Source organism: Streptomyces sp. NPDC004667 (assembly GCF_040609475.1).
GTDB lineage: Bacteria > Actinomycetota > Actinomycetes > Streptomycetales > Streptomycetaceae > Streptomyces.
The window spans coordinates 111,897-134,634 of record NZ_JBEXKC010000008.1 but is presented as its reverse complement, the minus strand read 5'-3'; the positions used below and the strand labels follow the sequence as shown (position 1 = coordinate 134,634).

Here is a 22,738-nt window from a genome sequence, read left to right as displayed (position 1 = left end):
GTCAGGCGGTGAGTTCGCGCTCCAGCGGGGTGCGGAACCGCGGAGTGACGCGGGCGTCGCCCACCCACTCGGCGAGCCGGGCGGCCTCGGCCGTGATCGCCTCCGAGGCCTCCCGCCCGGGGTCGGCCAGCAGCCGCCAGACGATCTCCCCGTCCGCCCGCTGGGCCCAGCCGCCGACGATCTCCCCGTTCCACCACACGGTCGGGCCGATGTTGCCCGCGTAGTCGAACAGGGCGGGGCGGTGCGCGGGGTCGAGGTGGAAGCTCCGGTCGGCCCACCCCATGCCGCTGGGGTCGAGACCGGGCAGGAGCGCGGCCCAGGCCTCCGGCGCGGGCTCGGCCGCGGTGTCGCCGGGGAGGACGAGCGCCGTGGCCCCGTCGTCCAGGCGGACCTGCTCGGGTGCCACGGTGGCCAGGGCCTTGCGGACGTCGGTGAGGGTCCAGCCGGTCCACCACTTGAGGTCGGCCTCGGTGGCCGGCCCGTAGGCGTGCAGCCAGCGGCGGGCGAGTTCGGCACGGGCCTCGGCGGCGGGCAGGGCGGGCCAGGGCTGGGAGTGCACCCAGCGGAACTGGCTGGAGGTCCAGGATCCGCGGGGCCGGTCACGGCGGATCCGGCCGTCGGCGGCCAGCACGCGGATCACCCGGGTGGCGACCCCGGTCTCGGCCTCGTACTTCTTGCCCCGGCTGATGGTGATCTTCTGCCGGAGGGCGGGGACGGCGGCGGAGAGCTGGCTGCCGGTCGAGGGCCCCAGGGTGTCCAGGGCGTCGAGGGCGGCGGTCTCGGTCCTGGCCAGCCAATCGGCGTCGAGGCCCTGGCCGTCCTCGGCGAGGTGCTTGAGGAGGGTCCGGCGTTCCTTCGCCGCGATGCTCCGGGCGCAGGACGCGTCCACGTAGGGGGCGAGTTCGGTGGAGACGGCGAACAGGGTGTTCCTCATGCTCAGCAGCCGGACGAGACTGACGTCCTCGTACAGGGCCGCCTCGATCGCGGCGGGTCCGCCTTCCGTGAGGCGGGCGCGGGCGGAGAGGTGGACGGTGGCGGCGTCGGTGGCGTGCAGGGCGACGACGGCGTCCGCCGCCTGGTCCGGGGTGGCGGCACGGGCCGAAGGAGCCAGTCGATGGCGGCGGCCCAGCCGGTGGCGACGTTCCGCGGTGGTGACGAGGGGGAGGCCGGTGCTCATCCTCCCGATCGTAGGCCGGGCCGCCGACAGCGGCCCGGCCTTTGCCGGAGCCGGTCAGAGCTGGAGCTTGAACCCCACGTGGGAGGCCGTGAAGCCGAGCCGCTCGTAGAACCGGTGCGCGTCGGTGCGCGTCACGTCCGAGGTGAGCTGGACGAGTTGGCAGTTCTCCTGCCGGGACCGCTCGACGGCCCATTCGATGAACCGGGTGCCGAGGCCGCTGCCGCGTTCGTCCGCGTGGACCCGCACCCCTTCGATGATGGCGCGCGTGGAGCCCTTGCGGGACAGGCCGGGGACGATCGTCAGCTGGAGGGTGCCCACGACGCGCTCGCCGCGGACGGCGACGACGACGTGCTGGTTGGGGTCGTCGGCCAGCCGCTTGAGGGCCGCGACGTAGGGGGTCAGGTCCTCCGGGGATTCCCGGGTGGCGCCCAGCGGGTCGTCGGCGAGCATGGCGACGATGGAGGGCAGGTCCTCCTCGCTGGCGGGTCGGATCGTCAGTTCGGGGTCTTCGGTCATGGTGGAGGCCTTTCTCTGTCAGCCCGCGGCGACGGTGAGGGGTGCCCAGCGGCGGGTCCAGTCACCGGGGAGGCCGGGGATGTTCCGGGTCATGACGGCGTTGAAGGCCAGGGACTCCAGACCGCGCTCCTTGAGCCAGGCGAGGAGTTCCTCGTGGCGTACGTCGACGTCCGTACGCAGGGGCCGTTCGGTGGTGGCCGCCAGCGCGGTGACCAGGGCCCGGGCGGTGGCGGTGTCGCGGGCGATCAGCGGGCCGATGACATGGCTGTCCATGTTGGGCCAGAGGGCGGCGTAGCCGATGAGGCCGCCGGAGCCGTCCTCGGCGACGAGCACCTTGTCGGCGAAGGCGGGCAGCCGCGCGATCATGTGGGTCCGGTCGGTGCCGAACACCTCGGTGTCCAGACGGACGATCGGTGCGAGGTCCTCGGCCGCGGCGGGCCTGACGGGGACGGCGGTGTGCTCGCCGACTTCGGGACGGAAGGATCCCCGGACCATCTCCGCCCGTCCGGTGGTGTCGAAACCGAGCTCCTCGTAGAGCGGGCGACCGTTGGGGGTGGCGTGCAGGGTGAGCGGGACACCGGCGAGGACGTCGTCGCACACGTGGGCCATCAGCCGGCGCCCGAGGCCCTTGCGGGCGTACCGGTCGGCGACGAGCACCATTCCGATCGCGGCGAGGTCCGGCTTGGCCGGGGTGTCTCCGTAGCGGGTGACGACACAGGCGGCGGCGAGTCCGCGGCCGTCGGGGGCGTCGATGCCGTAGCCGTTGCCGGCGGCGAGGAGCAGCCCCCATTTGTGGTCTTCGCGGGGCCAGCCGCGGTCCTCGGACAGGTCGGCGCAATGACGGAGATCGTTCGGGGTGAGCGCACGGATGGGCAGGTCGGTGAGGAGTCGTGGTGTCACCGGCCCAGAGTGGATCACCGACTCGGGGGGAGTCCAGGGGATTCAGGAGACGGGTGGGCCGATGTTTCACGTGAAACATCGGCCCTGTTTCACGTGAAACCAGGGTCTGTTTCACGTGAAACATTCGCCCGCGCCGCGGCAGGATCTGCTTTTCACAGAGGGTGACTCCCGGCGGTAGCCGGTGCGGGAACCGAACGGCTAGCCTCGACGACCATGACGGTGCTTCACCTTTTCGATCTCGACGGAACACTGATGTACGGATCGGCCGCACCGGTCGAGATCTCCCGCCAGCTCGGGAGGTCGGCCGAGATCGCCGAGCTGGAGCGGGCCTTCGGGGCACGCGAGATCGGTCCGCAGGAGTTCTCGGTTGCCGCCCATGCCCTGTGGGCGGACCTGACGCCCGCCCATGTCCGCGCGGCCTTCGACGGGTCCCCGTGGCTGTCGGGGATCCGGGAGCTCTGGCAGGAGATCGCGGAACGCGGTGACCTCTGCGCGGTGATTTCGCTGTCGCCCTCGTTCTTCGTGGAACTGCTGCTGGAGTGGGGCGCGCACGCCGCCCATGGATCGGTCTTCCCGGAAGTGCCCTTCACCCGGCCCGTCGACGTGACGGGGATCCTGACCCCCGAGGCCAAGGTGGACGTTGCCGACCGGCTCTGCGAGCGGTTCGGGGTGACCCGGGCCGATTGCGTCGCCTACGGGGATTCCATGACCGACGCGGTCCTCTTCGAAGCGGTCCCGCGATCGGTGGCGGTGAACGCACGGCCCCATCTGGCCCGTCGGGCGACCCACGTCTACGAGGGCAGGGACCTGCGCGAGGCCTACCGGCTCCTCGGGACGACGCGCCCCGGAGGCGATGCATCTTAAGGGGAAAGGAGGCCCGGAACGCGGTTTTCCCCATTCCTCCGCCGCGCTCTCGGTCGGCTGGCACGCTGTGAACCCCGGAACCACGGATTCGAGGCCGTGGCGCGTGCAGACCCGACCGAGATGCTCGAAGCGAGGCACCGCATGGACGCTGCGCCCACCAGATCGGCAAGACCAACGGGCCGGATACCTTCGGGCGGCGGGGCGATCGAGCCCTCCCCGGACGCCGTGCTCATCCGCCGGACCCTCACCGAGATCGCACCCGTCGCCGACAGGGTGACCTCGTACTTCTACGCCCTGGTGTTCACGGGGCACCCGGAGGTCCGGGGCATGTTCCCCGCGGCCATGGACGTACAGCGCGACCGGCTGCTGAAGGCACTGCTGACCGCCGCCGAGCACATCGACGACCCGGCGGTGCTGGCTCCCTACCTGCGCCGGCTCGGAACCGGGCACCGCAAGTACGGCACGATGGCCGCCCACTACCCGGCGGTGGGAGAGGCCCTGATCGGGGCACTGTCCCGGTACGCGGAACGCACATGGGGGCCGGAGACCCAGGCGGCGTGGGTGCGCGCCTACACCGCCATCTCACAGACCATGATCGACGCTGCGGCCGAGGACGAGACCAAGGCACCCGCCTGGTGGCACGCGGAGGTGGTTTCGCACGAGCTGCGCACCTCCGACATCGCGGTGCTGACCGTCCGCCCCGACCAGCCGTACCCCTTCCTCGCGGGCCAGTACACGAGCCTGGAGACCCCGTGGTGGCCGCGGGTGTGGCGGCACTACTCCTTCGCCTCCGCCCCGCGAGCCGACGGGCTGCTGTCCTTCCACGTCAAAGCCGTACCGGCGGGCTGGGTCTCCAACGCCCTGGTCCGCCACGCCCGGCCGGGCGACGTCCTGCGGCTGGGGCCGCCGGCCGGGTCGATGGTGGTGGACCACAGCACCGACAACGGGATGCTGTGTCTGGGCGGGGGAACCGGCATCGCCCCGATCAAGGCCCTGATCGAGGACGTGGCCGGACACGGTGAGCGGCGCCCGATGGAGGTCTTCTTCGGGGCGCGCAGCGACCACGACCTCTACGACAAGGACACCCTGCTGGGTCTCCAGCGCTCCCACCCGTGGCTGTCGGTGCGCCCGGTGATCGGCCCGGGGCTGGCGGGCCAGCTCCCGCAGGCCATCCGCGAACACGGGCCGTGGAGCTCGTACGACGCCTTCATCTCGGGACCGCCCGCGATGATCCGCAGTGGTGTGGACGCGCTGAAGCGGATCGGGATCCCCGGTGAGAGGATCCGCCACGACGAGGTCGAGGAGCTGGCGGACGTGGCCGGCTGAAACCGGCACGACCCTGCCCGCCCGCTCCCCTTCCCGCTTTCCCGGTGAGCTCAGCCCAGGTCGGGGGCGTGCATGGCGCGGACCCCTTCGATGTTTCCGTCGAGGTAGTGGCGCAGCGAGAGCGGGACCAGGTGGACCGCCGCGATGCCGACCCGGCTGAAGGGCACGCGGACGATCTCGTACTCGCCCTCGGGCTCGTCGATCTCGGGGCCGTGCCGTTGGCCGGGGTCCATCGATTCCAGGTGGCAGACGAAGAAGTGCTGCACCTTCACGCCGGTCACCCCGCCGGAGGCGATGTGCTCGACGGTGTCGACGAAACAGGGCACCACATCGGTGATCTTGGCTCCGAGTTCTTCGTGGAGCTCTCGGTGGAGGGCGTCGACGACGGTGGTGTCCGAGGACTCCACTCCCCCGCCCGGCGTGAGCCAGTACGGGTCGACGCCGGGCTTGGTGCGCTTGATGAGGATCAGGTCGTCACCGTCGAGCAGGATCGCGCGGGCGGTGCGTTTGACCACGGGACGTTCGGTCATGGGAGAAGAGTGGCCCAGTACCGGGCTCCTGAAACGCGCCACGGTCCGAATCCCGGCGGCTCACCACTGTGCGGCCGCGCGCAGCAGGCGGTCGTGGGCGCGCGCGAGGTGGGCGAGGGCCAGGCTGCCGGCCCGTACGACGAGGAACCAGGTCCGCAGGGGCGGCAGGGCCGGTTCCAGCATCGCCACGATCTCACCGCGGTCGAGGGCGTCCTGGCACAGGTACCGGGGCAGGACGGCGAGACCGGCGCCCGCCCGGACGCATTCCAGTACGGCCCGCAGATCGGGCGCGACGACGGTGGCGGCGCACTCGGGGACGGAGTCGAAGACGGCGGCCCAGTAGCGGGTGACCAGCGGCAGGCTCTCGTGGACCTCGACGACCGGGATCCCGTCGAGGGCGACGGGTCCCGTGTCGTGCAGTTCGGCCCGCTCGACGAGGGCGGCCCAGTAGGGCGCCGCGACCAGGACCTGCTCCTCGTCGCAGAGGGTGTTCGCGGTGAACAGCGTGCCGCGCGGGCGGGTGGGGGTGACGACCAGGTCGTGCTGCCCGGCGGCCAGCCCGTCGAGGGTCTCCCGCGCGTCGGGGGCGAGGGCGGTGCGCAGGCTCTGCCCCTGCCCCACCAGGGGCGCGAGGGCGGGGAGCACCCGCAGGCACAGGAACTCGGGTGGACCGGCCACGTGGAGGGTGCGTGAGGTGCCGGTGGCCTCCCGTTCGATCTCGGTGATCCGCAGCAGGGCGTCGAGGTGCGGGGCGGCCTTGTGGGCGAGTTCGTCACCGACGGCGGTGGGCGTGACGCCGCGGGCCCGGCGGTGGAAGAGCGGTCGGCCCAGCTGGCGTTCGAGGGTACGGATCTGTGAGGTGACGGCGGGCTGGGACAGCCCGAGGAGCGTGGCGGCCCGGGTGAACGAGCCGGCCCGGTGTACGGCGACGAAGGTGCGCAGCAGGGCCAGGTCCATGTCGGCCCCTCTCGGTGGGGGCCTTCAACTATAAATATGCCGATAGGCCCCTGTCGTTACCGTGATTGGACTCTGACGCTCAGTCAACTAGCCTTGATGGCGTGGTTCTTCTGCTAGGGAACCCGGGCGGTCCGAGCCACCAGGGGGGAGGCTCGGACCGCTTTTCCCGGTTCGGTCAGCTCCCGGAGCCCGCGGAATCAAGGGCCCGGAGCAGATCGGCGACCAGGTCAGCGGGATCCTCGGCGCCTGCCGAGAAGCGGATGAAGCCCTCGGGTACGGCGTCCCCGCCCCAGCGTCCGCGCCGCTCCGCGGTGGACCGCACTCCGCCGAAACTCGTGGCGTCCTCCACCAGGCGCAGGGCACTCATGAAGCGTTCCGCGTACGCACGGTCGGGCAGGGTGAACGAGACGACCGAGCCGAAGCCGCTCATCTGCCGGACGGCCGTCTTGTGCGAGGGGTCCGCGGGGAGCCCCGGGTAGCGCAGCCCGGTCACCTCGGAACGGCCGGCCAGCGCCTCGGCGACCGCCAGGGCGTTGCCCCATTGGCGCTCGGCCCGCAACTGGATGGTGGCCAGGGAGCGGTGGGCCAGCCAGGCCTCCATGGGGCCCGGGATCGCGCCGACGACCTTGCGCCAGCGGCGGATGCCCGCGGCCAGTGCGGGATCACGGCAGACGACGTAGCCCAGGAGCAGGTCGCCGTGGCCGGTGAGGCCCTTGGTGCCGCTGGCGACGGAGAAGTCCGCGCCCAGTTCCAGGGGACGCTGGCCGAGCGGGGTCGCCAGAGTGTTGTCGACGGCGACCAGGGTGCCGCCGGCGTGGGCGGCCGCCACGAGTCGGCGTACGTCGCACACGTCGAGCCCGGGGTTGGACGGGGTCTCGATCCACAGCAGCCGGGCGCCGTCGAGGGCGGCGAGCTGCGCGTCCCCGGCGGTCGGGGCGGTGCGCACGTGGATCCCGTACTCCTGGAGCTGCTCCCGGACCAGGGGGAGGGCCTGGTAGCCGTCGTCGGGCAGGACGACGGTGTCGCCGGTGCGGGCCTGGGAGAGCAGGACGGCGGAGACGGCGGCCATGCCGGAGGCGAAGACGACGGTGTCCACGCCGTCCTGACCGGGGGCCTCCAGTTCGCCGATGGCCCGTTCCAGCAGGGTCCAGGTGGGGTTGGTGTCGCGGCCGTAGGTGTACGGGCCGCTCACCTCGCCGGGGAGGTGGAAGTGCGCGGCGAAGACGGGCCCGGGGAGGGTGGGTTCGTTCTTGACTGGCTCGGGCAGCCCGGCGCGCACGGCGCGGGTGGCGTCCGCGTACCGGCCGGCGGCGTCGGTGTCGCGGGGGCGGTCCGCGCCGGTGGGGTGGGTGTTCACGGGGTGGTCTCCTTCACGGCCGCGCGTACGGCGTCCAGCAGCCCCGGACTCGCGGCCTCGACCAGTTCCAGGCACTCCTCGAAGCCGTCGAGGGAGCCGTAGTAGGGGTCCGGCACGTCGAGCGCGTCCGCCGCGCCGTCCTGTGCGGCCGGGGCCGCGGGATCGTAGGAGCGCAGCAGCCGGACCTTGGCGGCTGCCTCCGGGGTGGGCGCGAGGGCGCGGAGGTCGCGCAGGTGGCCGGCGTCGAGGGCGATGACCAGGTCGACGCGGTCGAACCAGGAGGCCCGGAACTGCCGTGCCCGGTGGTCCTGTTCGTACCCGGCGGCTTCGAGCACGGCAACGGTGCGCGGATCGGCGCCGTCGCCCTCGTGCCAGCCTCCGGTGCCGGCGCTGTCCACCTCGACGAGGGTGGTGAGTCCGGCGTCGGCGATGTGGGAGCGGAAGACCGACTCGGCCATGGGGGACCGGCATATGTTGCCGGTGCAGACGAAGCAGACGCGGTACATGGGCGGCCCGCTCAGTTCTTGTCGGGCAGGGCCAGGTTCACGGCCCAGGAGACGACGGAGATGATCAGCCCGCCGAGGACGGCGGTCCAGAAACCGTCGACGTGGAAGCTGAGGTCGAGCAGGTCTGCCAGCCAGGAGGTCAGCAGCAGCATCAGCGCGTTCACGACGAGGGTGAACAGCCCCAGCGTGAGGATGAACAGCGGGAACGAGAGCAGCTTCACGACGGGCTTGACGATCAGGTTGACCAGGCCGAAGACCAGGGCGACCAGGATCAGTGAGAGCGTGCGGCGCCCCAGCGAACTGCCGTCGTCGAGGGTGATCCCGGCGAGCAGCCAGACGGCCACCGCCAGGGCCGCCGCATTGGCCAGCGTCTTGACTACGAAATTCGTCATGTGTCTGATCGTGGCAGAGAAGAACCGGGTGGGACATCGTCAGATCAGCGGATCCCACGGCACCACCGAGCAAGGGCAAGGGGCACAGCAAAGATGAAGGCCTTCAGGCTGGACGAGCTCGAAGCGGAGCGGGCCGCCAACGACGGCGCGTACCTCCAGTTCCTGCGGGAGCGCAACATGTCGGTCGGGCTGTACGCCCTCGACGCCGGCCAGAGCGATCCGCAGCAGCCGCACCGGCAGGACGAGGTCTACTTCGTGGTCAGCGGGCGGGCCTCGATCACGGTCGGGGAGGAGACCGCGACGGTCGCGAACGGCAGCGTCGTCTATGTTCCGGCCGGGGTGCCGCACAAGTTCCACCACATCACCGAGCCGTTGAAGGTGATGGTGGTCTTCTCCCCGCCGGAGGGCTGACGGGGCCGGACGGGCAGGCTGACCTGCCCGTCGGCTGAGGGTCGCGGGCCCGGTCCCCCTAGGGGGCGGATCAGGGGGTTCCGAGGGCTGGCGGGCCCCCGCGCCGCACCGTGCGCTCCTAGCATCGGAGCAGGAAGTCACGGACGAGGAAGAGGTAGGGACATGGACGGCATCCGAGCGGCATTCGCGGGCATGCCCTGGTGGGTCAAGTGGGTCGCGGTACCGCTGCTGGCGATCTTCGTCTTCGGCGGGGTGATCACCACCATCATCGGCACGCTGATCTCCTTCGTCTTCAAGGTGCTGCTCTTCGCCGCCCTCGTCGGTGGTCTGATCTTCGTGGTCAAGAAGTTCACGGGCAGCGGTTCGAAGTCCTCCGCGGGCGACTGGTAGGTCGCACCACCCGGGAGCGGTAACACGATTGACCCAGGCGGGGGAACGGTACCGGGCAAATCACCCACTCGCCGGTAACCGGTGGTTAGAGTGACAATCCGTGCTGTTTCCTGGGCACGGGCAGCCCGTACCCCTGCTCCGAAGAGGCGGTCACGTCGAGCGGCCGCCGGCGACAACCCCAGGAGCCACGGTGCACGCGGGGGCGGCCCCCGCAGGGCGGGCTCCCCCGAGGTCCGCCGCCACGCCTGGGGGTGAGCTTTGGCTTCGGTTCACAACGTCGGTGTGCCGACCCTGATCGGTTCGGTGCAGCGGGCGCTGAGGCTGCTGGAAGCGGCGGGATCCCATCGCGAGGGAGCCCCGGCGAAGCAACTGGCGCGGGAAGCCGGGCTGCCGCTCCCCACGGCGTACCACCTGTTGCGCACCCTCACCCACGAGGGCTATCTGCGGCGGGAGGGCGGCGTGTTCGTCCTCGGCGCCGCGGCAGGCAGGCTGGCGGGCGGTGGGCTTCAGCAGAAACGTCGCAGCATGATCCTCGACTCGCTCGCGCACTTCCGCGACGTGGTCGGGGCCCCCGTCTACTTCGCGGTCTACCGCGAGGGTGAGATCGAAGTCGTGGGCGTATCGGACACCCCCGCCCGCCCGGCCTGCGAAGAGTGGGCCGACTTCCGCGAGACCGGCCACGCGCACGCCATCGGGCAGTGCCTGCTCGGCCAGCTCGACGAGAAGACGCGCAGGGAGTACTACGACCGTCATCCGGTCGAGAGCATCACGCCCTACACCGTGCGGGACATGAGCGCTCTGGAGGAACGGATCGGCTCCCTGGAGCGGATGCAGCCCGTGACCGAGCGGCAGGAGTACTCCCTGGGCACGGTGTGCGCGGCCATTCCGATCACCGCCGGCGACACTGCCGCGACCATGGCCATTTCTCTCCCCCTGCACCAGCAGGACCGGTTGCTCTATGCGGTCGATCGACTACGGAGTGAAGTAGGCGCGCTGTTGAGCACCCTCTCCTTCTCTATCAGTATCTGAAAACTCACTCCTTGTGATCTGCAATCGCTTACACCACTCTTGTCAAGAGGGCCCTGGGGGACATTCCTGGCCACTTCCACTACAGCGGGGTAGGCAATGCGCGAGTCGGTACAGGCAGAGGTCATGATGAGTTTCCTCGTTTCCGAGGAGCTCGCGTTCCGGATCCCGGTGGAACTCGGATACGAGGCTCGCGACCCCTACGCCGTACGCCTGACCTTCCACCTTCCCGGAGACGCCCCCGTGACCTGGGCGTTCGGCCGGGAACTGCTTCTCGACGGCATCAACAAGCCGTGCGGTGACGGCGATGTGCACATCGCCCCCACCCGCCCGGAGGAGCTGTCCGACGTCCACATCCGCCTCCAGGTGGGCTGCGACCGGGCCTTGTTCCGCGCGAGTGCGGCGCCGCTCGTCGCCTTCCTCGACCGCACGGACCGGCTGGTTCCGCTCGGTCAGGAACGCAACCTCGGCGACTTCGAGGAGAGCCTCGACGAGGAGCTCGGCAAGATCCTCGCCGAGGCCCGCCAGAACGAGCAGAACGCGGGCTGACCCGGCGTTCCCTCAGCGCTTGCGCCGACGCCCCCGGCCGCCGCGGGCGGGCTGCGGGACCACGGCGGCGGCCGGCGAGCCCGTCCGGTCGGCGGAAACCACCAGGGCGGCGAGCGCGGTGGTGACGGGGACGGAGGCCACGAGCCCGATGGAGCCCACGAGGGTGCGGACGATCTCCTCCGCGACCAGCTCGCTGTTGGCCACCGATCCCATGCTGCTGTTCGCGATCGAGAACAGCAGCAGCAGGGGCAGTGCGGCGCCCGCGTAGGCCAGCACCAGGGTGTTGACGACCGAGGCGATGTGGTCGCGGCCGATCCGGATGGCCGCCCGGTACAGGCCGCGCGGGCCCATACCCGGGTCGGCCTGGTGGAGTTCCCAGACTGCCGAGGTCTGCGTCACGGTCACGTCGTCGAGGACGCCGAGCGAGCCGATGATCACGCCCGCGAGCAGCAAACCGCTCATGTCGATGTGCGGGTAGAGGCCGTGGATCAGCCCGGTGTTGTCGTCCGTGTTGCCGCTCAGGAAGGCCCAGTCGATGAAGAGCGAGCCCAGCAGCCCGATCAGCAGCAGCGAGGCGAGGGTGCCGAGGACGGCTACCGAGGTCCTCGCCGTCAGGCCGTGGCACATGTAGAGGGCGATCAGCATGATCGCGCTGGCTCCGATGACGGCGACGAGCAGGGGGTTCGAGCCCTGGAGGATCGCCGGCAGGATGAACAGCGTCAGGATCGCGAAGCTCACCACCAGGGCGACCAGCGCGAACACCCCGCGCATCCGCCCGACCACCACGACCGCGAGTGCGAAGATCCCGGCCAGTAGGGCCAGGGGCAGCTTGCGGTTCACGTCGACGACGGAGTACTGGAGGTCCCGCGGCGCGTCCGGGGCGTACGCGACCACCACCTCCTGGCCCTTCTCCAACTGCCGCGGGGCGCCGGGCTGGACGATCTCGAAGAACGCCCGGCCCTTGTCCGGTCCACTGGCGACCTCGACCGTCGCCTTCTTGCACTCCCCGGTCTGCGCGGCCTGGGCCTCGCGGCCCTCGGGGGTGGAGGTGTCGCCGGTGGGCGGCACCTGCGAGGCGTTCACTGATTTGCAGTCGACCTTTGCCAAGGCAACGACCATGCCTTGTTGGGTCTGGCGGTCGAAGCCGACTCCGGTGCGCTGGTGGGCGGGGGCCCCGCCCGGCCAGAGCACGGCCATGCCGACGAAGACGGCTGCGGCGAAGGGGATCAGCACGGCGGCGATCACCTTGCGCAGGTGCTTGGAGACCGGTGCCGCCGGCCCGTGTCCATGGCTGTGACCGTGGCCGCCGTGGGAGGCGCCGGTCGCATGCCCGTGGGAGGCATGTTCGTGACCGGTGTGGCCGTGGGGGTCCGTGGGCGTGGTGGGGGGCTGCGGCAAGGACGTCACCGGCAGATCATCGCAAGAGATGAGGGGGCCCACTGTTCAGCACGCCACAGATGACGCTAGCGTGGGGGCTACTTTGCACAACGCGGGAGCTCGGAGCACCGGGCTGAGAGGGCGCTGATCACCGTACGCGCATGAAAATGCGTACGGGAAGAGGCTGCGTCGACCGCCGAACCTGTTACCGGGTAATGCCGGCGTAGGGAGATCAGGTCTCATGACCATTCAGGACGCACGCACGCCTGCCGTCAGCCAGGACGCCGACGGCCAGACCGAGCGCCAGCCCGGCTGGCACAAGGGATACCTGGCGGGCTCCCGCCCGGACATCCGGGTGCCGGTCCGCCAGGTCCACCTCACCAACGGCAAGGACGTCACGCTCTACGACACGTCCGGGCCGTACACCGACCCGCAGATCGAGACCGACGTGCGCCGGGGCCTGCCGCCCCTGCGCGAGAACTGGATCATCGGCCGCGGCGACACCGAGGAGTACGCGGGACGTCCCGTGCGCCCCGAGGACGACGGCATCAAGCACACCTCGCCGCGCGGCGGACTCAAGAACCTCGACGCCGTCTTCCCGGGCCGGCCCCGCCAGCCCCGCCGCGGCCGTGGCGGCGCCGCCGTCACCCAGCTCGCGTACGCCCGCCGGGGCGAGATCACCCCGGAGATGGAGTACGTCGCGATCCGCGAGAACGTCTCCCCCGAGGTCGTCCGCGAGGAGATCGCAGCAGGTCGTGCCGTGCTTCCGGCCAACGTGAACCACCCGGAGATCGAGCCGATGATCATCGGCAAGCGGTTCCTGGTGAAGGTCAACGCCAACATCGGCAACTCCGCGGTCACCTCCTCCATCGAGGAGGAGGTCGACAAGATGACCTGGGCGACCAAGTGGGGCGCCGACACGGTCATGGACCTCTCGACCGGCCGCAACATCCACACCACGCGCGAGTGGGTCCTGCGCAACTCCCCCGTCCCGATCGGGACCGTGCCGCTCTACCAGGCGCTGGAGAAGGTCGACGGCCGTGCCGAGGACCTGACCTGGGAGATCTACAAGGACACGGTCATCGAGCAGGCCGAGCAGGGCGTCGACTACATGACGGTCCACGCCGGCGTGCTGCTGCCCTACGTGCCGCTGACCGCCCGTCGCAAGACCGGCATCGTCTCGCGCGGTGGCTCGATCATGGCCGCGTGGTGCCTGGCGCACCACAAGGAGAACTTCCTCTACACGAACTTCGAGGAGCTCTGCGAGATCCTCGCGACGTACGACGTCACGTACTCGCTGGGCGACGGTCTGCGTCCCGGCTCGATCGCGGACGCCAACGACGCGGCGCAGTTCGCCGAGCTGAAGACGCTGGGCGAGCTGAACACGATCGCCAAGCGGCACAACGTGCAGACCATGATCGAGGGCCCGGGCCACGTCCCGATGCACAAGATCAAGGAGAACATCGACCTCCAGCAGGAGATCTGCGAGGAGGCGCCGTTCTACACGCTCGGCCCGCTGACCACGGACGTCGCGCCCGCGTACGACCACATCACCTCGGGCATCGGCGCCGCGATGATCGCTTGGTGGGGCACCGCGATGCTCTGCTACGTCACGCCCAAGGAGCACCTGGGCCTCCCGAACCGGGACGACGTGAAGACCGGTGTGATCACCTACAAGATCGCCGCTCACGCCGCGGACCTGGCCAAGGGCCACCCGGGCGCCCAGGAATGGGACGACGCCCTGTCGGACGCGCGGTTCGAGTTCCGCTGGGAGGACCAGTTCAACCTGGCCCTCGACCCGGACACGGCCCGCGAGTTCCACGACGAGACCCTTCCGGCCGAGCCCGCGAAGACCGCGCACTTCTGCTCCATGTGCGGTCCGAAGTTCTGTTCCATGAAGATCTCCCAGGACATCCGCCGCGAGCACGGCGGTGACCTGAAGGCCGAGGAGATCCAGGCGGGCATGGCGGAGAAGTCCGCCGAGTTCGCCGCCGCCGGCAACCGGGTCTACCTCCCCCTGGCGGACTGACCCGGGGCACCCCGGACGTCGACGGACCCGCGACCCATGGGGGGAGTCGCGGGCCCGTCCCGTCCCGGTCCGGCGGGACCGGGAGCGGGGGTGACCGGAAAGCCGTGTGCGGTTGACCGGCGGAATGGTCTTGCCTTGAAGTGCGCTCCAACTCCTAGAGTGCGGGCGCATGACCATGCGATACCGAAATCTGGGTGGGACCGGCATCGAGGTGAGTGCGCACTGCCTCGGAACGATGATGTTCGGGGCCGTGGGGAACCCCGATCACGAGGAGTGCGGGCGGATCATCCACGCCGCGCTCGACCTGGGCATCAACTTCGTCGACACCGCGGACATGTACTCCGCCGGAGAGTCCGAGGTGATCGTCGGCAAGGCGCTCAAGGGGCGGCGCGACGACGTCGTGCTCGCCACGAAGGTCCACTTCCAGATGGGAGAGGGGCGCAACCGCAGCGGCAATTCACGGCGTTGGATCGTCCGTGCCGTGGAGGACAGCCTGCGGCGGCTGGACACCGACTGGATCGACCTCTACCAGGTGCACCGCCCGGACCACACGACCGATGTCGAGGAGACGCTGTCCGTCCTCGGCGACCTCGTCACGGCGGGGAAGATCCGCTCCTTCGGGTGTTCGACCTTCCCCGCCGAGGAACTGGTCGAGGCCCATCACGTCGCCGAGCGGCGGGCGCTGCACCGCTTCCGGACCGAGCAGCCGCCGTACTCGATCCTGGCGCGGGGGATCGAGGCCGACGTCCTGCCGGTCGCCCGTCGCTACGGGATGGGCGTGCTGACCTGGAGTCCGCTGGCCTCGGGCTTCCTGAGCGGGAAGCAACGGCTGGGCCGGCCCGTCGACCTGACCTCGGGGCGGGCGGCGCTGAACCCGGCGCGCTTCGATCCGGCGATTCCCGTCAACGTCGCCAAGCTGGAGGCCGTGGAGCAGCTCGTCGCGCTGGCCGAGGAGATCGGCTGCACCCTGCCGGAGCTGGCGGTCGCCTTCCCCGTCGCGCACCCCGCGGTCACCTCGGTGATCATCGGTCCGCGGACCATGGAACAGATGGAGTCCCTGGTGAAGGGGGCCGGTCTGGTGCTCGACGACGCGGTGCTGGACCGGATCGACGAGATCGTCGCACCGGGCGTGAACCTCTACCACCCGGACGGTGTCTGGCGTGCTCCGGCGCTGGCGGACGCCTCTCAGCGGCGACGGGCGCTGCACGACCGGGCCGCGGGGTAGCCGGGCGCGCCCGCCGTCGGATACCCGTTGCCGGCACCTGGCGTCCGGCGCGTGGTTTCACGTGAAACATCGGCGGGTGCGGTTCTCCGGAGCCGGTCTACTCCGGCTCGTGCTCCGGGCCGCCGAAGTCGGGGCTGGTGAAGTCCGGCGGCGTGTAGCCGGGCCGGGGACCCTGTGAGCGGGGTCCCGGGCTGGTGAAGTCGGGCCGGGTGTATCCCAGGTTGGGGATGCGCCCGGCCCCGGGCGTGCGGGGCACGGGGTAGCCGGTTCCGGCGCTTGGGTCGGCGAGCGCGTCGCGCAGGAACGGCATGATGCCCCGCTCCAGCAGCGCGTTGCGCCAGGCCTCGCGGGCCCGGGAGAGCTCGTCGGGTATCGGCACGGCCTCCTCGGCCGCCACCTCCGTCGAGCTGTTGCGTATCGCCGTCACGAGGAGCCCGATGACCGCGAAGAGCAGGGCTGCCACGGTCAGTCCGCCGAAGAGCCAGCCCGCCGTCAACATCGTCCTGGCGAAGGCCGGTTCGGGGTCGATCATCTTCAGGCTGTAGCCGACCAGCAGGAAGATCAGCATGGCGGTGCCCGCCAGGACGGGCGCGAGGACGGCGATCACGGCGCTCGCGCCGGCTCCGTCCCCCTGGTCGGTGTCGTCGTCGATGCCGGTCACGGAGGCGGTCAGGGCCTCTTCGCGCAGTTCCTCGCGGACCTTGACGTAGTGGTCGTACTCGGCGGCGGCGGCCGCGGTGAGCAGGGCGCTGGCGCCGAGCGCCATCGTGCGCAGCTGTTCGGCGTTCAGACGTTCGCCGAGAGTGGCGAGTTCGGGCCGTTCGTCCGCCGTGCGCAGTGCCTCGTCGAGGAGCCGGTCGAACTCGGGTCGGTCTTCGGTCAGCAGGTGCGGAGCGCTGGTCATGTGCATCCCCCTGTGCTCCGTACAAGCCGGTATGCCCGCGTAGACCCGGGCGCCGGCACAAACGGAGGAGAGCCTGCTACGGATAGAGCGATGGTAGAGCGCCCCTGCCACGCGGTGACAGGGGCTTTGCTGAATTACCCCGCTCCGAGAACGCTCAGTCGCTCAGAGGTAGTTGAACGACGAGCAGCTTGCCTTCCATGGTCACGCCGCCGTCCATCGCGATGGCCAGGCCGTCCGCGTACACGTGCGGTCCGTCGACGGCCTCCGGTCCGTGGGACTCGTCGCCGTCCTCGGTGCCCACCTCGCCGAGCAGGTAGGGGATCGGGCTGTGGCCGTGGACGACGCGTCCGCCGCCGTAGGTGCCGAGGAGTTCGCGTACGGCTCCGGGCCCGGTCTCCTCGTCGCGGAAGGCGAAGCGCTTGGTGAACTTCCTGAAGAGGTCCCACGTGATGTCCGCGTCATGGCGGTTGAGCAGTTCGTGGATGGTGTCGTTGACGTCCTCGATGGAGTCGCCGTAGTCGAGGTAGGCGGTGGTGTCGGAGTGCAGCAGCAGGTGTCCGTCCGCCAGGGTGGCCGCGTCGAGCCGGGACATCCACTGCAGGTGCACGTCTTCCAGCCGGTCCATGTCGGTGCGCTGGCCGCCGTTGAGGAGCCAGGCCGCCTGGAAGGTGGCGGTGCCCGCGCCGGACTGGATCGGGGTGTCGCCGAACCGCTTGGCGCCGATGAGCAGGAGTTCGTGATTGCCCATCAGGGCCTTGCAGTAGCCGCCGGCGGCGGCGGCCTCGGCGGACAGCCGCATGACGAGGTCGATGACGCCGATGCCGTCGGGACCGCGGTCGGTGAAGTCGCCGAGGAACCAGAGCCGGGCGTTCCCGGCGGACCAGTGGTGGTCGGCGTCGATCAGGTCCTGGGCCCGGAGTTCCGTGACGAGCTCGTCGAGGTACCCGTGGACGTCGCCGACGACGTACAGGGGACCCGGGCCGGCGGCCGGGGCGTCCTGGGGGACGTAGTGGACCTGGACGGTGTCACCGGGCCCGCCGGAGACGGCGCCGCGCCCGATGACGGGCAGGTCGCGCCGCGTGGGCGTGTAGCCGTCGTCCGCGGGGTCCGCGTCGGGGAACTCCGCGTGGGCGGAGGGCCGCTGGTGCGGGACGGTCTCCGTCTCGGGGTAGGCGACGGGGCCGCCCCCCGGAGGCCGCGCGGGCTCCGGCGGGTACCCGGGCCGCGGGTCCGCGGGCGCGCCTTCGGCGTAGTACGCGGGGTACTCGCCGTACACCGGGCTTTCGCCGGGCAGCCCGGCGGACACGCCGTACGGTGCGGGTTCGGAGACCGGCACCCGGAAGTCCCGCAGCGTGTCCGTCCGCATCGCGGGTCCCTGACCGGCCCCCTGAGTCATCGACCCCTCCACCACCGTCGCGCTGCCGTACACCTGCGGACCCTCCTGCCTCCTGGGCGGAGGGTCCGTGATGTCGTGCGCCCATCATAGGAATGCGGCTCGCGCTCTGTGACGCACCAGGGGTGGTGAATCCTGTCCGGAGCCGATCCTTCCTGCTGTTTTCTCCCGATATGGGTGTTGCTGAATCCTCGGCAGCGCCGGCGGCCGCGCCATTGGGGTGGGTGTGGCGGTCAGTCCTGGGCCGGCGAGCGGGGTGGGCTCACGGTGGTCCGGGGTGTCCTGCGCTGCGAGGAAGTGCGGATGATCAGTTCGGTCGGGATGACCTGTTCCACGGGGCGTCCGGTGTCGACGCCCTCGATCGCGTCGATCAGCAACTGCACGACGGCGGTGCCGATCCGGCGCGGTTTGAGGGAGAGGGTCGTGATGGGCGGTTCGGTGTTGGCGTAGACGGTCGACTCGCTGCAGCACACGAGGAGCAGGTCCTCGGGCACGCGCAGGCCGTAGCGCCGGGCTGCGGCGAGCAGGTCGGTGCCGTTGGGGTCGAACAGCCCGTAGACGGCGTCCGGCCGGTCGGGCCGGGCGAGCAGGCGGTCGGCGGCCACGGCGCCGGCGCACGGGTCGTGGGCGGGGTAGGACTCGTAGACGGGATCCTGGCCGACGCGTTCGCACCAGTTCAGGTAGGCGGTCGTGGAGAGTCGGGTGTAGGTGTCGGTGGTGGTGCCGGTCAGCAGCCCGATGCGGCGGGCGCCGGCGGCGGCGAGGTGGTCGAGCAGGCCCAGGACGGCGGCCTCGTGGTCGTTGTCGACCCAGGCGGTGACGGGGAGGGTGCCTGCCGGGCGGCCGTCGGAGACCACGGGCAGGCCCTGGCGGACCAGCTCGCTGACGACCGGGTCGTGGTCGGAGGGGTCGATCACGACGGTGCCGTCGAGGGCCACGTTGGACCAGACGTCGTGTCGTGAGGTGGCGGGGAGGATGACGAGGGCGTAGCCACGGGCCAGCGCGGCGGAGGTGGCGGCCCGTGCCATCTCGGCGAAGTACGCGAATTCGGTGAAGGTGAAAGGTTCATCCCCGTACGTGGTCACGGTCAGGCCGATGAGGCCGGACTTGCCGGTACGGAGGGTTCGGGCCGCCGCGGAAGGGCGGTAGCCCAGCCGGTCGGCGACCTCGCGGACGTGGCGGCGGGTGGCGTCCGGCAGCCGCCCCTTGCCATTGAGCGCGTCGGAGACGGTTGTGATGGAGACGCCCGCCGCGGCGGCCACGTCTCGGATGCCGGCCCGGCCCTGTCGGCCGCCGACCCGCCGGGTGCTCTCGGTCCGGCTCACCTGATGCTTCCCTGCTGCTGTCATGGCGAGCCGATATTAGGGCTCTGAGGGGTGGGCGGTCCGGGTGCATATGCACGCGTTGACAGGCACGTTTCTGCATGGTTCGCCACCCTCAATGACCTTGGAATTGAAGGTTTTTGGTGGCTCAAGGTGATGGTGGGGCTTGTCGGCGGGTAGGAGCATGCCAAAACGGAGCCGCTTCCGGCCGCTCTCAACTCACCTGCACGAGGGACGCGCGCCACGGCGCGGGCCACCGGCGCGCGCATATATGCGCGCGCTCCCCCAGTGATCCTGGCGCCCGCCATTCTCGGATCGGCGGAATCCTCATAAGGTGAGCAGTATTGAGTCGACGGAGAGGTCGGCGGGACGGTCGAGGAGGACCTGCGGTGAGCGAGAAGAGCCCGAAGCTGCGCGCCGAGCTGGACGGCATTCCCACCTACAAGCCCGGCAAGCCCGCGGCCGGGGGCGGGGCCGTCGCGTTCAAGCTGTCCTCGAACGAGAACCCGTACCCGCCGCTGCCGGGGGTGCTGGAGAGCGCGGTCGCCGCCGCGGGCCGGTTCAACCGCTACCCCGACATGGCGTGCACCGGTCTGGTGAACGAGCTGGCGGAGCGCTTCGGGGTGCCGGTCGAGCACATCGCCACGGGCACCGGCTCCGTGGGCGTGGCCCAGTCGCTGATCCAGTCGACGGCCGGCCCGGGCGACGAGGTCATCTACGCCTGGCGGTCCTTCGAGGCGTACCCGATCATCACGCAGATCTCGGGCGCGACGTCCGTACAGGTCCCGCTGACCGACGGCGACGTGCACGACCTGGACGCGATGGCCGCGGCGATCACCGACCGGACCCGGCTGATTTTCGTCTGCAACCCCAACAACCCCACCGGTACCGCGGTGCGCCGTGCCGAGCTGGAGCGGTTCCTGGACCGGGTTCCCTCGGACGTCCTGGTGGTGCTGGACGAGGCGTACCGCGAGTTCGTGCGCGACACCGACGTTCCGGACGGCATCGAGCTCTACCGTGACCGCCCCAACGTCGCCGTGCTGCGCACGTTCTCCAAGGCGTACGGCCTCGCCGGGCTGCGCGTCGGCTTCGCGGTGGCGCACGAGCCGGTGGCCGCCGCGCTGCGCAAGACGGCGGTGCCCTTCGGCGTCAGTCAGCTCGCGCAGGACGCGGCCGTGGCCTCGCTGCGGGCGGAGGACGAGCTGATGGGCCGGGTCGGGTCCCTGGTGGGCGAGCGCACGCGGGTTCACGCCACGCTGCTGGCCCAGGGCTGGACGGTCGTCCCGGACACGCAGGCCAACTTCGTGTGGATGCGGCTGGGGGAGCGGACGGCCGAGTTCGCGGCGGCCTGCGAGAAGGCCGGTGTGGTGGTCCGGCCCTTCGCGGGCGAGGGCCTGCGGGTCACGATCGGTGAGACCGAGGCGAACGACCTCTTCCTGCACACGGCGGCGGCGTTCTTCAAGGAGCTGTAGGGAACGGCGGGAGCGGTGGGTGACCTCGGGGAGCCGGGGTCCTCAGACCAGTTCCACGCGGATGGGGTCGCCGTCGCGGACGGTGGCCAGGAGGCGGGGGTCGCCGTCGAACGAGCCGAGCACGTTGCAGGGGCTCGCCAGGCGGCTCTCGCCTCCGCGCGATATGGGCGTGGGGCCGTAGGGGAGCGCGAGTGCGTCGCCCTCGGTCCAGAACGCGACCGTGCCGGGCTCGACGACCTGCCGGGCGTCGTCCTCCAGGGCCACGGAGACCCCGGTGTCGAAGTAGACCTCTTCGCCCCAGGTGTGCGCGGAGGCCGAAATCGGCAGGGCCGCGGCCAGCGCCTTGCCGGTCGGGGTGTCGTCGAGGGTGGCGGTGAGCAGGCCCGCAGGCCATGAGATTCGAATCTGCATGGCCACATTCAACAATCTGTTGAATTTTCTGGCTAGGGGGACCCCGGCTGAAAGCCGTCGAAACGGGTGCGCCATAATGCTTGTGAATGTGAACGCGTTCACAAGCGTGTCCTGCTTCCTCCCGTTATAGGAGGAACCCGCCAGGCAGACTGCCCGCTGTGACCACGGCGACGACAAGGAGAAGACGACGTGGACCTAGCTTTGGCGCCTGAGACATTGGCGCGCTGGCAGTTCGGTATCACCACCGTCTACCACTTCCTCTTCGTTCCGCTCACGATCTCGCTGGCCGCGCTGACCGCCGGCCTGCAGACCGCCTGGGTGCGCACGGAGAAGGAGAAGTACCTCAGGGCCACGAAGTTCTGGGGCAAGCTTTTCTTGATCAATATCGCGATGGGTGTCGTCACCGGCATCGTCCAGGAGTTCCAGTTCGGCATGAACTGGTCCGACTACTCGCGATTCGTAGGCGACATCTTCGGTGCACCGCTGGCCTTCGAGGCGCTGATCGCCTTCTTCTTCGAGTCGACCTTCATCGGCCTGTGGATCTTCGGCTGGGACAAGCTGCCGAAGAAGATCCACCTGGCCTGCATCTGGATGGTCTCCATCGGCACGGTCCTGTCCGCCTACTTCATCCTGGCGGCCAATTCCTGGATGCAGCACCCGGTCGGGTACCGCATCAACGAGGAGCGGGGCCGGGCGGAGCTCACGGACTTCTGGAAGGTCCTCACGCAGGACACCGCGCTCACCCAGTTCTTCCACACCATCACGGCCGCCTTCCTGGTCGGCGGCGCGTTCATGGTCGGCATCGCCGCCTTCCACCTCGCGCGCAAGAAGCACATCCCCGTGATGCGCAGCTCGCTGAGGCTCGGCCTGGTCGTCATGATCATCGCGGGTCTCGGTACCGCCATCAGCGGCGACATGCTCGGCAAGGTCATGTTCAAGCAGCAGCCCATGAAGATGGCCGCCGCCGAGGCCCTCTGGGACGGCGAGGCACCCGCCCCCTTCTCCGTCTTCGCCTACGGCGACGTGGAGAAGGGCCACAACAAGGTGGCCATAGAGATCCCGGGCCTGCTGTCCTTCCTCGCCAACAACGACTTCACCTCCTTCGTCCCGGGCATCAACGACGTCAACAAGGCCGAGCAGGAGAAGTACGGCCCCGGCGACTACCGGCCCAACATCCCCGTCGCCTACTGGAGCTTCCGCTGGATGATCGGCTTCGGCATGGCCTCCCTCGGGATCGGCATGCTGGGGCTGTGGCTGACCCGCAAGCGCTTCCTGCTGCCGCAGGCCCTGCGCACCGGTGAGGACGAGGTCCCCCATCTCGTCCTCTTCAAGAAGGCGCTCAGCCACCGGTGGGCCCGGATGTACTGGCTCGTCGCGCTCTGGACCATGTGCTTCCCGCTCATCGCCAACTCCTGGGGCTGGATCTTCACCGAGATGGGCCGCCAGCCCTGGGTGGTCTACGGCGTCCTGCGCACCCGGGACGCGGTCTCGCCGGGCGTGTCCCAGGGCGAGGTGCTCACCTCGATGATCGGCTTCACCCTGCTCTACGCCGTGCTCGCGGTGATCGAGGTCAGGCTCCTCGTGAAATACGTCAAGGCCGGTCCCCCGGAACTCACCGAGGACGACCTCAACCCGCCCACCAGGATCGGCGGGGACGACAAGAACCCCGACCGGCCGATGGCCTTCTCGTACTGAGGCTGAGGA

Annotated in this window: 23 protein-coding genes and 1 riboswitch; of the genes, 10 read left to right on the top strand and 13 right to left on the bottom strand. The window is 70.3% G+C overall.

Annotated features, from left to right (window positions below; genetic code table 11):
- Position 1: 1 nt before the first annotated feature.
- From ABZW32_RS07070 to ABZW32_RS07060, 3 genes are read right to left on the bottom strand one after another with little or no spacing between them, the layout of a single operon-like run.
- The gene (locus tag ABZW32_RS07070) at positions 2-1,177 is read right to left on the bottom strand and encodes a winged helix DNA-binding domain-containing protein (protein ID WP_356212269.1); all 1,176 of its coding nucleotides are present in this window, start codon (positions 1,175-1,177) and stop codon (positions 2-4) included.
- Between the two features lie 54 nt (positions 1,178-1,231).
- A complete protein-coding gene (locus ABZW32_RS07065) occupies positions 1,232-1,693 on the bottom strand; it encodes a GNAT family N-acetyltransferase (RefSeq protein WP_356212267.1) in 462 nt (153 codons plus the stop codon).
- Between the two features lie 18 nt (positions 1,694-1,711).
- Positions 1,712-2,593 (bottom strand): GNAT family N-acetyltransferase, encoded by an 882-nt coding sequence (locus ABZW32_RS07060; RefSeq protein ID WP_356212264.1) that lies wholly within the window; start codon positions 2,591-2,593, stop codon positions 1,712-1,714.
- Between the two features lie 213 nt (positions 2,594-2,806).
- On the opposite strand from ABZW32_RS07060, the gene ABZW32_RS07055 reads away from it, so the two are divergent.
- Together ABZW32_RS07055 and ABZW32_RS07050 are read left to right on the top strand one after the other, a co-directional pair.
- Positions 2,807-3,457 carry an HAD-IB family phosphatase gene (locus tag ABZW32_RS07055; RefSeq protein ID WP_356212261.1) on the top strand — a complete coding sequence of 217 codons (651 nt, stop codon included), beginning with the start codon at positions 2,807-2,809 and terminating at the stop codon, positions 3,455-3,457.
- Between the two features lie 120 nt (positions 3,458-3,577).
- Complete coding sequence (locus tag ABZW32_RS07050; protein ID WP_356212316.1) at positions 3,578-4,783, top strand: globin domain-containing protein; 1,206 nt, start codon at positions 3,578-3,580, stop codon at positions 4,781-4,783.
- A gap of 50 nt (positions 4,784-4,833) precedes the next feature.
- Here ABZW32_RS07050 and ABZW32_RS07045 read toward each other — a convergent pair whose 3' ends face one another.
- From ABZW32_RS07045 to ABZW32_RS07025, 5 genes are all read right to left on the bottom strand, one after another.
- Positions 4,834-5,313 carry an NUDIX hydrolase gene (locus ABZW32_RS07045; protein ID WP_356212258.1) on the bottom strand — a complete coding sequence of 160 codons (480 nt, stop codon included), beginning with the start codon at positions 5,311-5,313 and terminating at the stop codon, positions 4,834-4,836.
- A gap of 60 nt (positions 5,314-5,373) precedes the next feature.
- Positions 5,374-6,270, bottom strand: coding sequence for a LysR family transcriptional regulator (locus ABZW32_RS07040; protein WP_356212255.1), 897 nt, complete (start codon positions 6,268-6,270; stop codon positions 5,374-5,376).
- 175 nt (positions 6,271-6,445) lie between these two features.
- Positions 6,446-7,627, bottom strand: a complete 1,182-nt coding sequence (locus ABZW32_RS07035) for a cystathionine gamma-lyase (RefSeq protein ID WP_356212252.1) — start codon at positions 7,625-7,627, stop codon at positions 6,446-6,448.
- Positions 7,624-8,133, bottom strand: coding sequence for a low molecular weight protein-tyrosine-phosphatase (locus ABZW32_RS07030; protein ID WP_356212250.1), 510 nt, complete (start codon positions 8,131-8,133; stop codon positions 7,624-7,626). The genes ABZW32_RS07035 and ABZW32_RS07030 overlap by 4 nt, the downstream gene beginning before the upstream one ends.
- An 11-nt stretch (positions 8,134-8,144) precedes the next feature.
- On the bottom strand, positions 8,145-8,525 hold the full coding sequence (locus ABZW32_RS07025) for a phage holin family protein (RefSeq protein ID WP_356212248.1): 381 nt from the start codon (positions 8,523-8,525) through the stop codon (positions 8,145-8,147).
- A 93-nt stretch (positions 8,526-8,618) separates the two neighbouring features.
- Here ABZW32_RS07025 and ABZW32_RS07020 point away from each other — a divergent pair, with 93 nt between their 5' ends.
- From ABZW32_RS07020 to ABZW32_RS07005, 4 genes are all read left to right on the top strand, one after another.
- On the top strand, positions 8,619-8,936 hold the full coding sequence (locus tag ABZW32_RS07020; RefSeq protein WP_356212246.1) for a cupin domain-containing protein: 318 nt from the start codon (positions 8,619-8,621) through the stop codon (positions 8,934-8,936).
- Positions 8,937-9,098: 162 nt separating this feature from the next.
- Positions 9,099-9,326 (top strand): DUF5326 family protein, encoded by a 228-nt coding sequence (locus ABZW32_RS07015; RefSeq protein ID WP_356212244.1) that lies wholly within the window; start codon positions 9,099-9,101, stop codon positions 9,324-9,326.
- A 282-nt stretch (positions 9,327-9,608) separates the two neighbouring features.
- Positions 9,609-10,355: a helix-turn-helix domain-containing protein gene (locus ABZW32_RS07010; protein ID WP_356212242.1), complete on the top strand. Its 747-nt coding sequence runs from the start codon at positions 9,609-9,611 to the stop codon at positions 10,353-10,355.
- Positions 10,356-10,451: 96 nt separating this feature from the next.
- Positions 10,452-10,901 (top strand): SsgA family sporulation/cell division regulator, encoded by a 450-nt coding sequence (locus ABZW32_RS07005; protein ID WP_356212239.1) that lies wholly within the window; start codon positions 10,452-10,454, stop codon positions 10,899-10,901.
- Between the two features lie 12 nt (positions 10,902-10,913).
- Here ABZW32_RS07005 and ABZW32_RS07000 read toward each other — a convergent pair whose 3' ends face one another.
- Positions 10,914-12,308, bottom strand: a complete 1,395-nt coding sequence (locus tag ABZW32_RS07000; protein ID WP_356212237.1) for a YibE/F family protein — start codon at positions 12,306-12,308, stop codon at positions 10,914-10,916.
- A 72-nt stretch (positions 12,309-12,380) separates the two neighbouring features.
- A riboswitch (TPP riboswitch) is annotated at positions 12,381-12,525 on the top strand.
- On the opposite strand from ABZW32_RS07000, the gene thiC reads away from it, so the two are divergent.
- On the top strand, positions 12,520-14,307 hold the full coding sequence (gene thiC / locus ABZW32_RS06995) for a phosphomethylpyrimidine synthase ThiC (RefSeq protein WP_356212234.1): 1,788 nt from the start codon (positions 12,520-12,522) through the stop codon (positions 14,305-14,307). Its footprint overlaps the riboswitch before it by 6 nt.
- Before the next feature lie 175 nt (positions 14,308-14,482).
- Entirely contained in the window at positions 14,483-15,532 is a 1,050-nt protein-coding gene (locus ABZW32_RS06990) for an aldo/keto reductase (protein WP_356212314.1), read from the top strand.
- 97 nt (positions 15,533-15,629) lie between these two features.
- Here the strand turns inward: ABZW32_RS06990 and ABZW32_RS06985 are convergent, their stop codons facing one another.
- From ABZW32_RS06985 to ABZW32_RS06975, 3 genes are all read right to left on the bottom strand, one after another.
- Entirely contained in the window at positions 15,630-16,442 is an 813-nt protein-coding gene (locus tag ABZW32_RS06985; RefSeq protein ID WP_356212232.1) for a hypothetical protein, read from the bottom strand.
- 148 nt (positions 16,443-16,590) lie between these two features.
- Positions 16,591-17,832: a metallophosphoesterase gene (locus ABZW32_RS06980; protein WP_356212229.1), complete on the bottom strand. Its 1,242-nt coding sequence runs from the start codon at positions 17,830-17,832 to the stop codon at positions 16,591-16,593.
- A gap of 230 nt (positions 17,833-18,062) precedes the next feature.
- On the bottom strand, positions 18,063-19,178 hold the full coding sequence (locus tag ABZW32_RS06975) for a LacI family DNA-binding transcriptional regulator (protein WP_356212226.1): 1,116 nt from the start codon (positions 19,176-19,178) through the stop codon (positions 18,063-18,065).
- 362 nt (positions 19,179-19,540) lie between these two features.
- On the opposite strand from ABZW32_RS06975, the gene hisC reads away from it, so the two are divergent.
- Positions 19,541-20,623, top strand: coding sequence for a histidinol-phosphate transaminase (hisC, locus tag ABZW32_RS06970; protein WP_356212225.1), 1,083 nt, complete (start codon positions 19,541-19,543; stop codon positions 20,621-20,623).
- Between the two features lie 42 nt (positions 20,624-20,665).
- Here hisC and ABZW32_RS06965 read toward each other — a convergent pair whose 3' ends face one another.
- Positions 20,666-21,034 (bottom strand): cyclophilin-like fold protein, encoded by a 369-nt coding sequence (locus tag ABZW32_RS06965; protein WP_356212222.1) that lies wholly within the window; start codon positions 21,032-21,034, stop codon positions 20,666-20,668.
- 189 nt (positions 21,035-21,223) lie between these two features.
- Between ABZW32_RS06965 and ABZW32_RS06960 the strand changes: the two genes are divergently transcribed.
- Positions 21,224-22,729: a cytochrome ubiquinol oxidase subunit I gene (locus ABZW32_RS06960; protein ID WP_356212219.1), complete on the top strand. Its 1,506-nt coding sequence runs from the start codon at positions 21,224-21,226 to the stop codon at positions 22,727-22,729.
- Positions 22,730-22,738 lie beyond the last annotated feature (9 nt).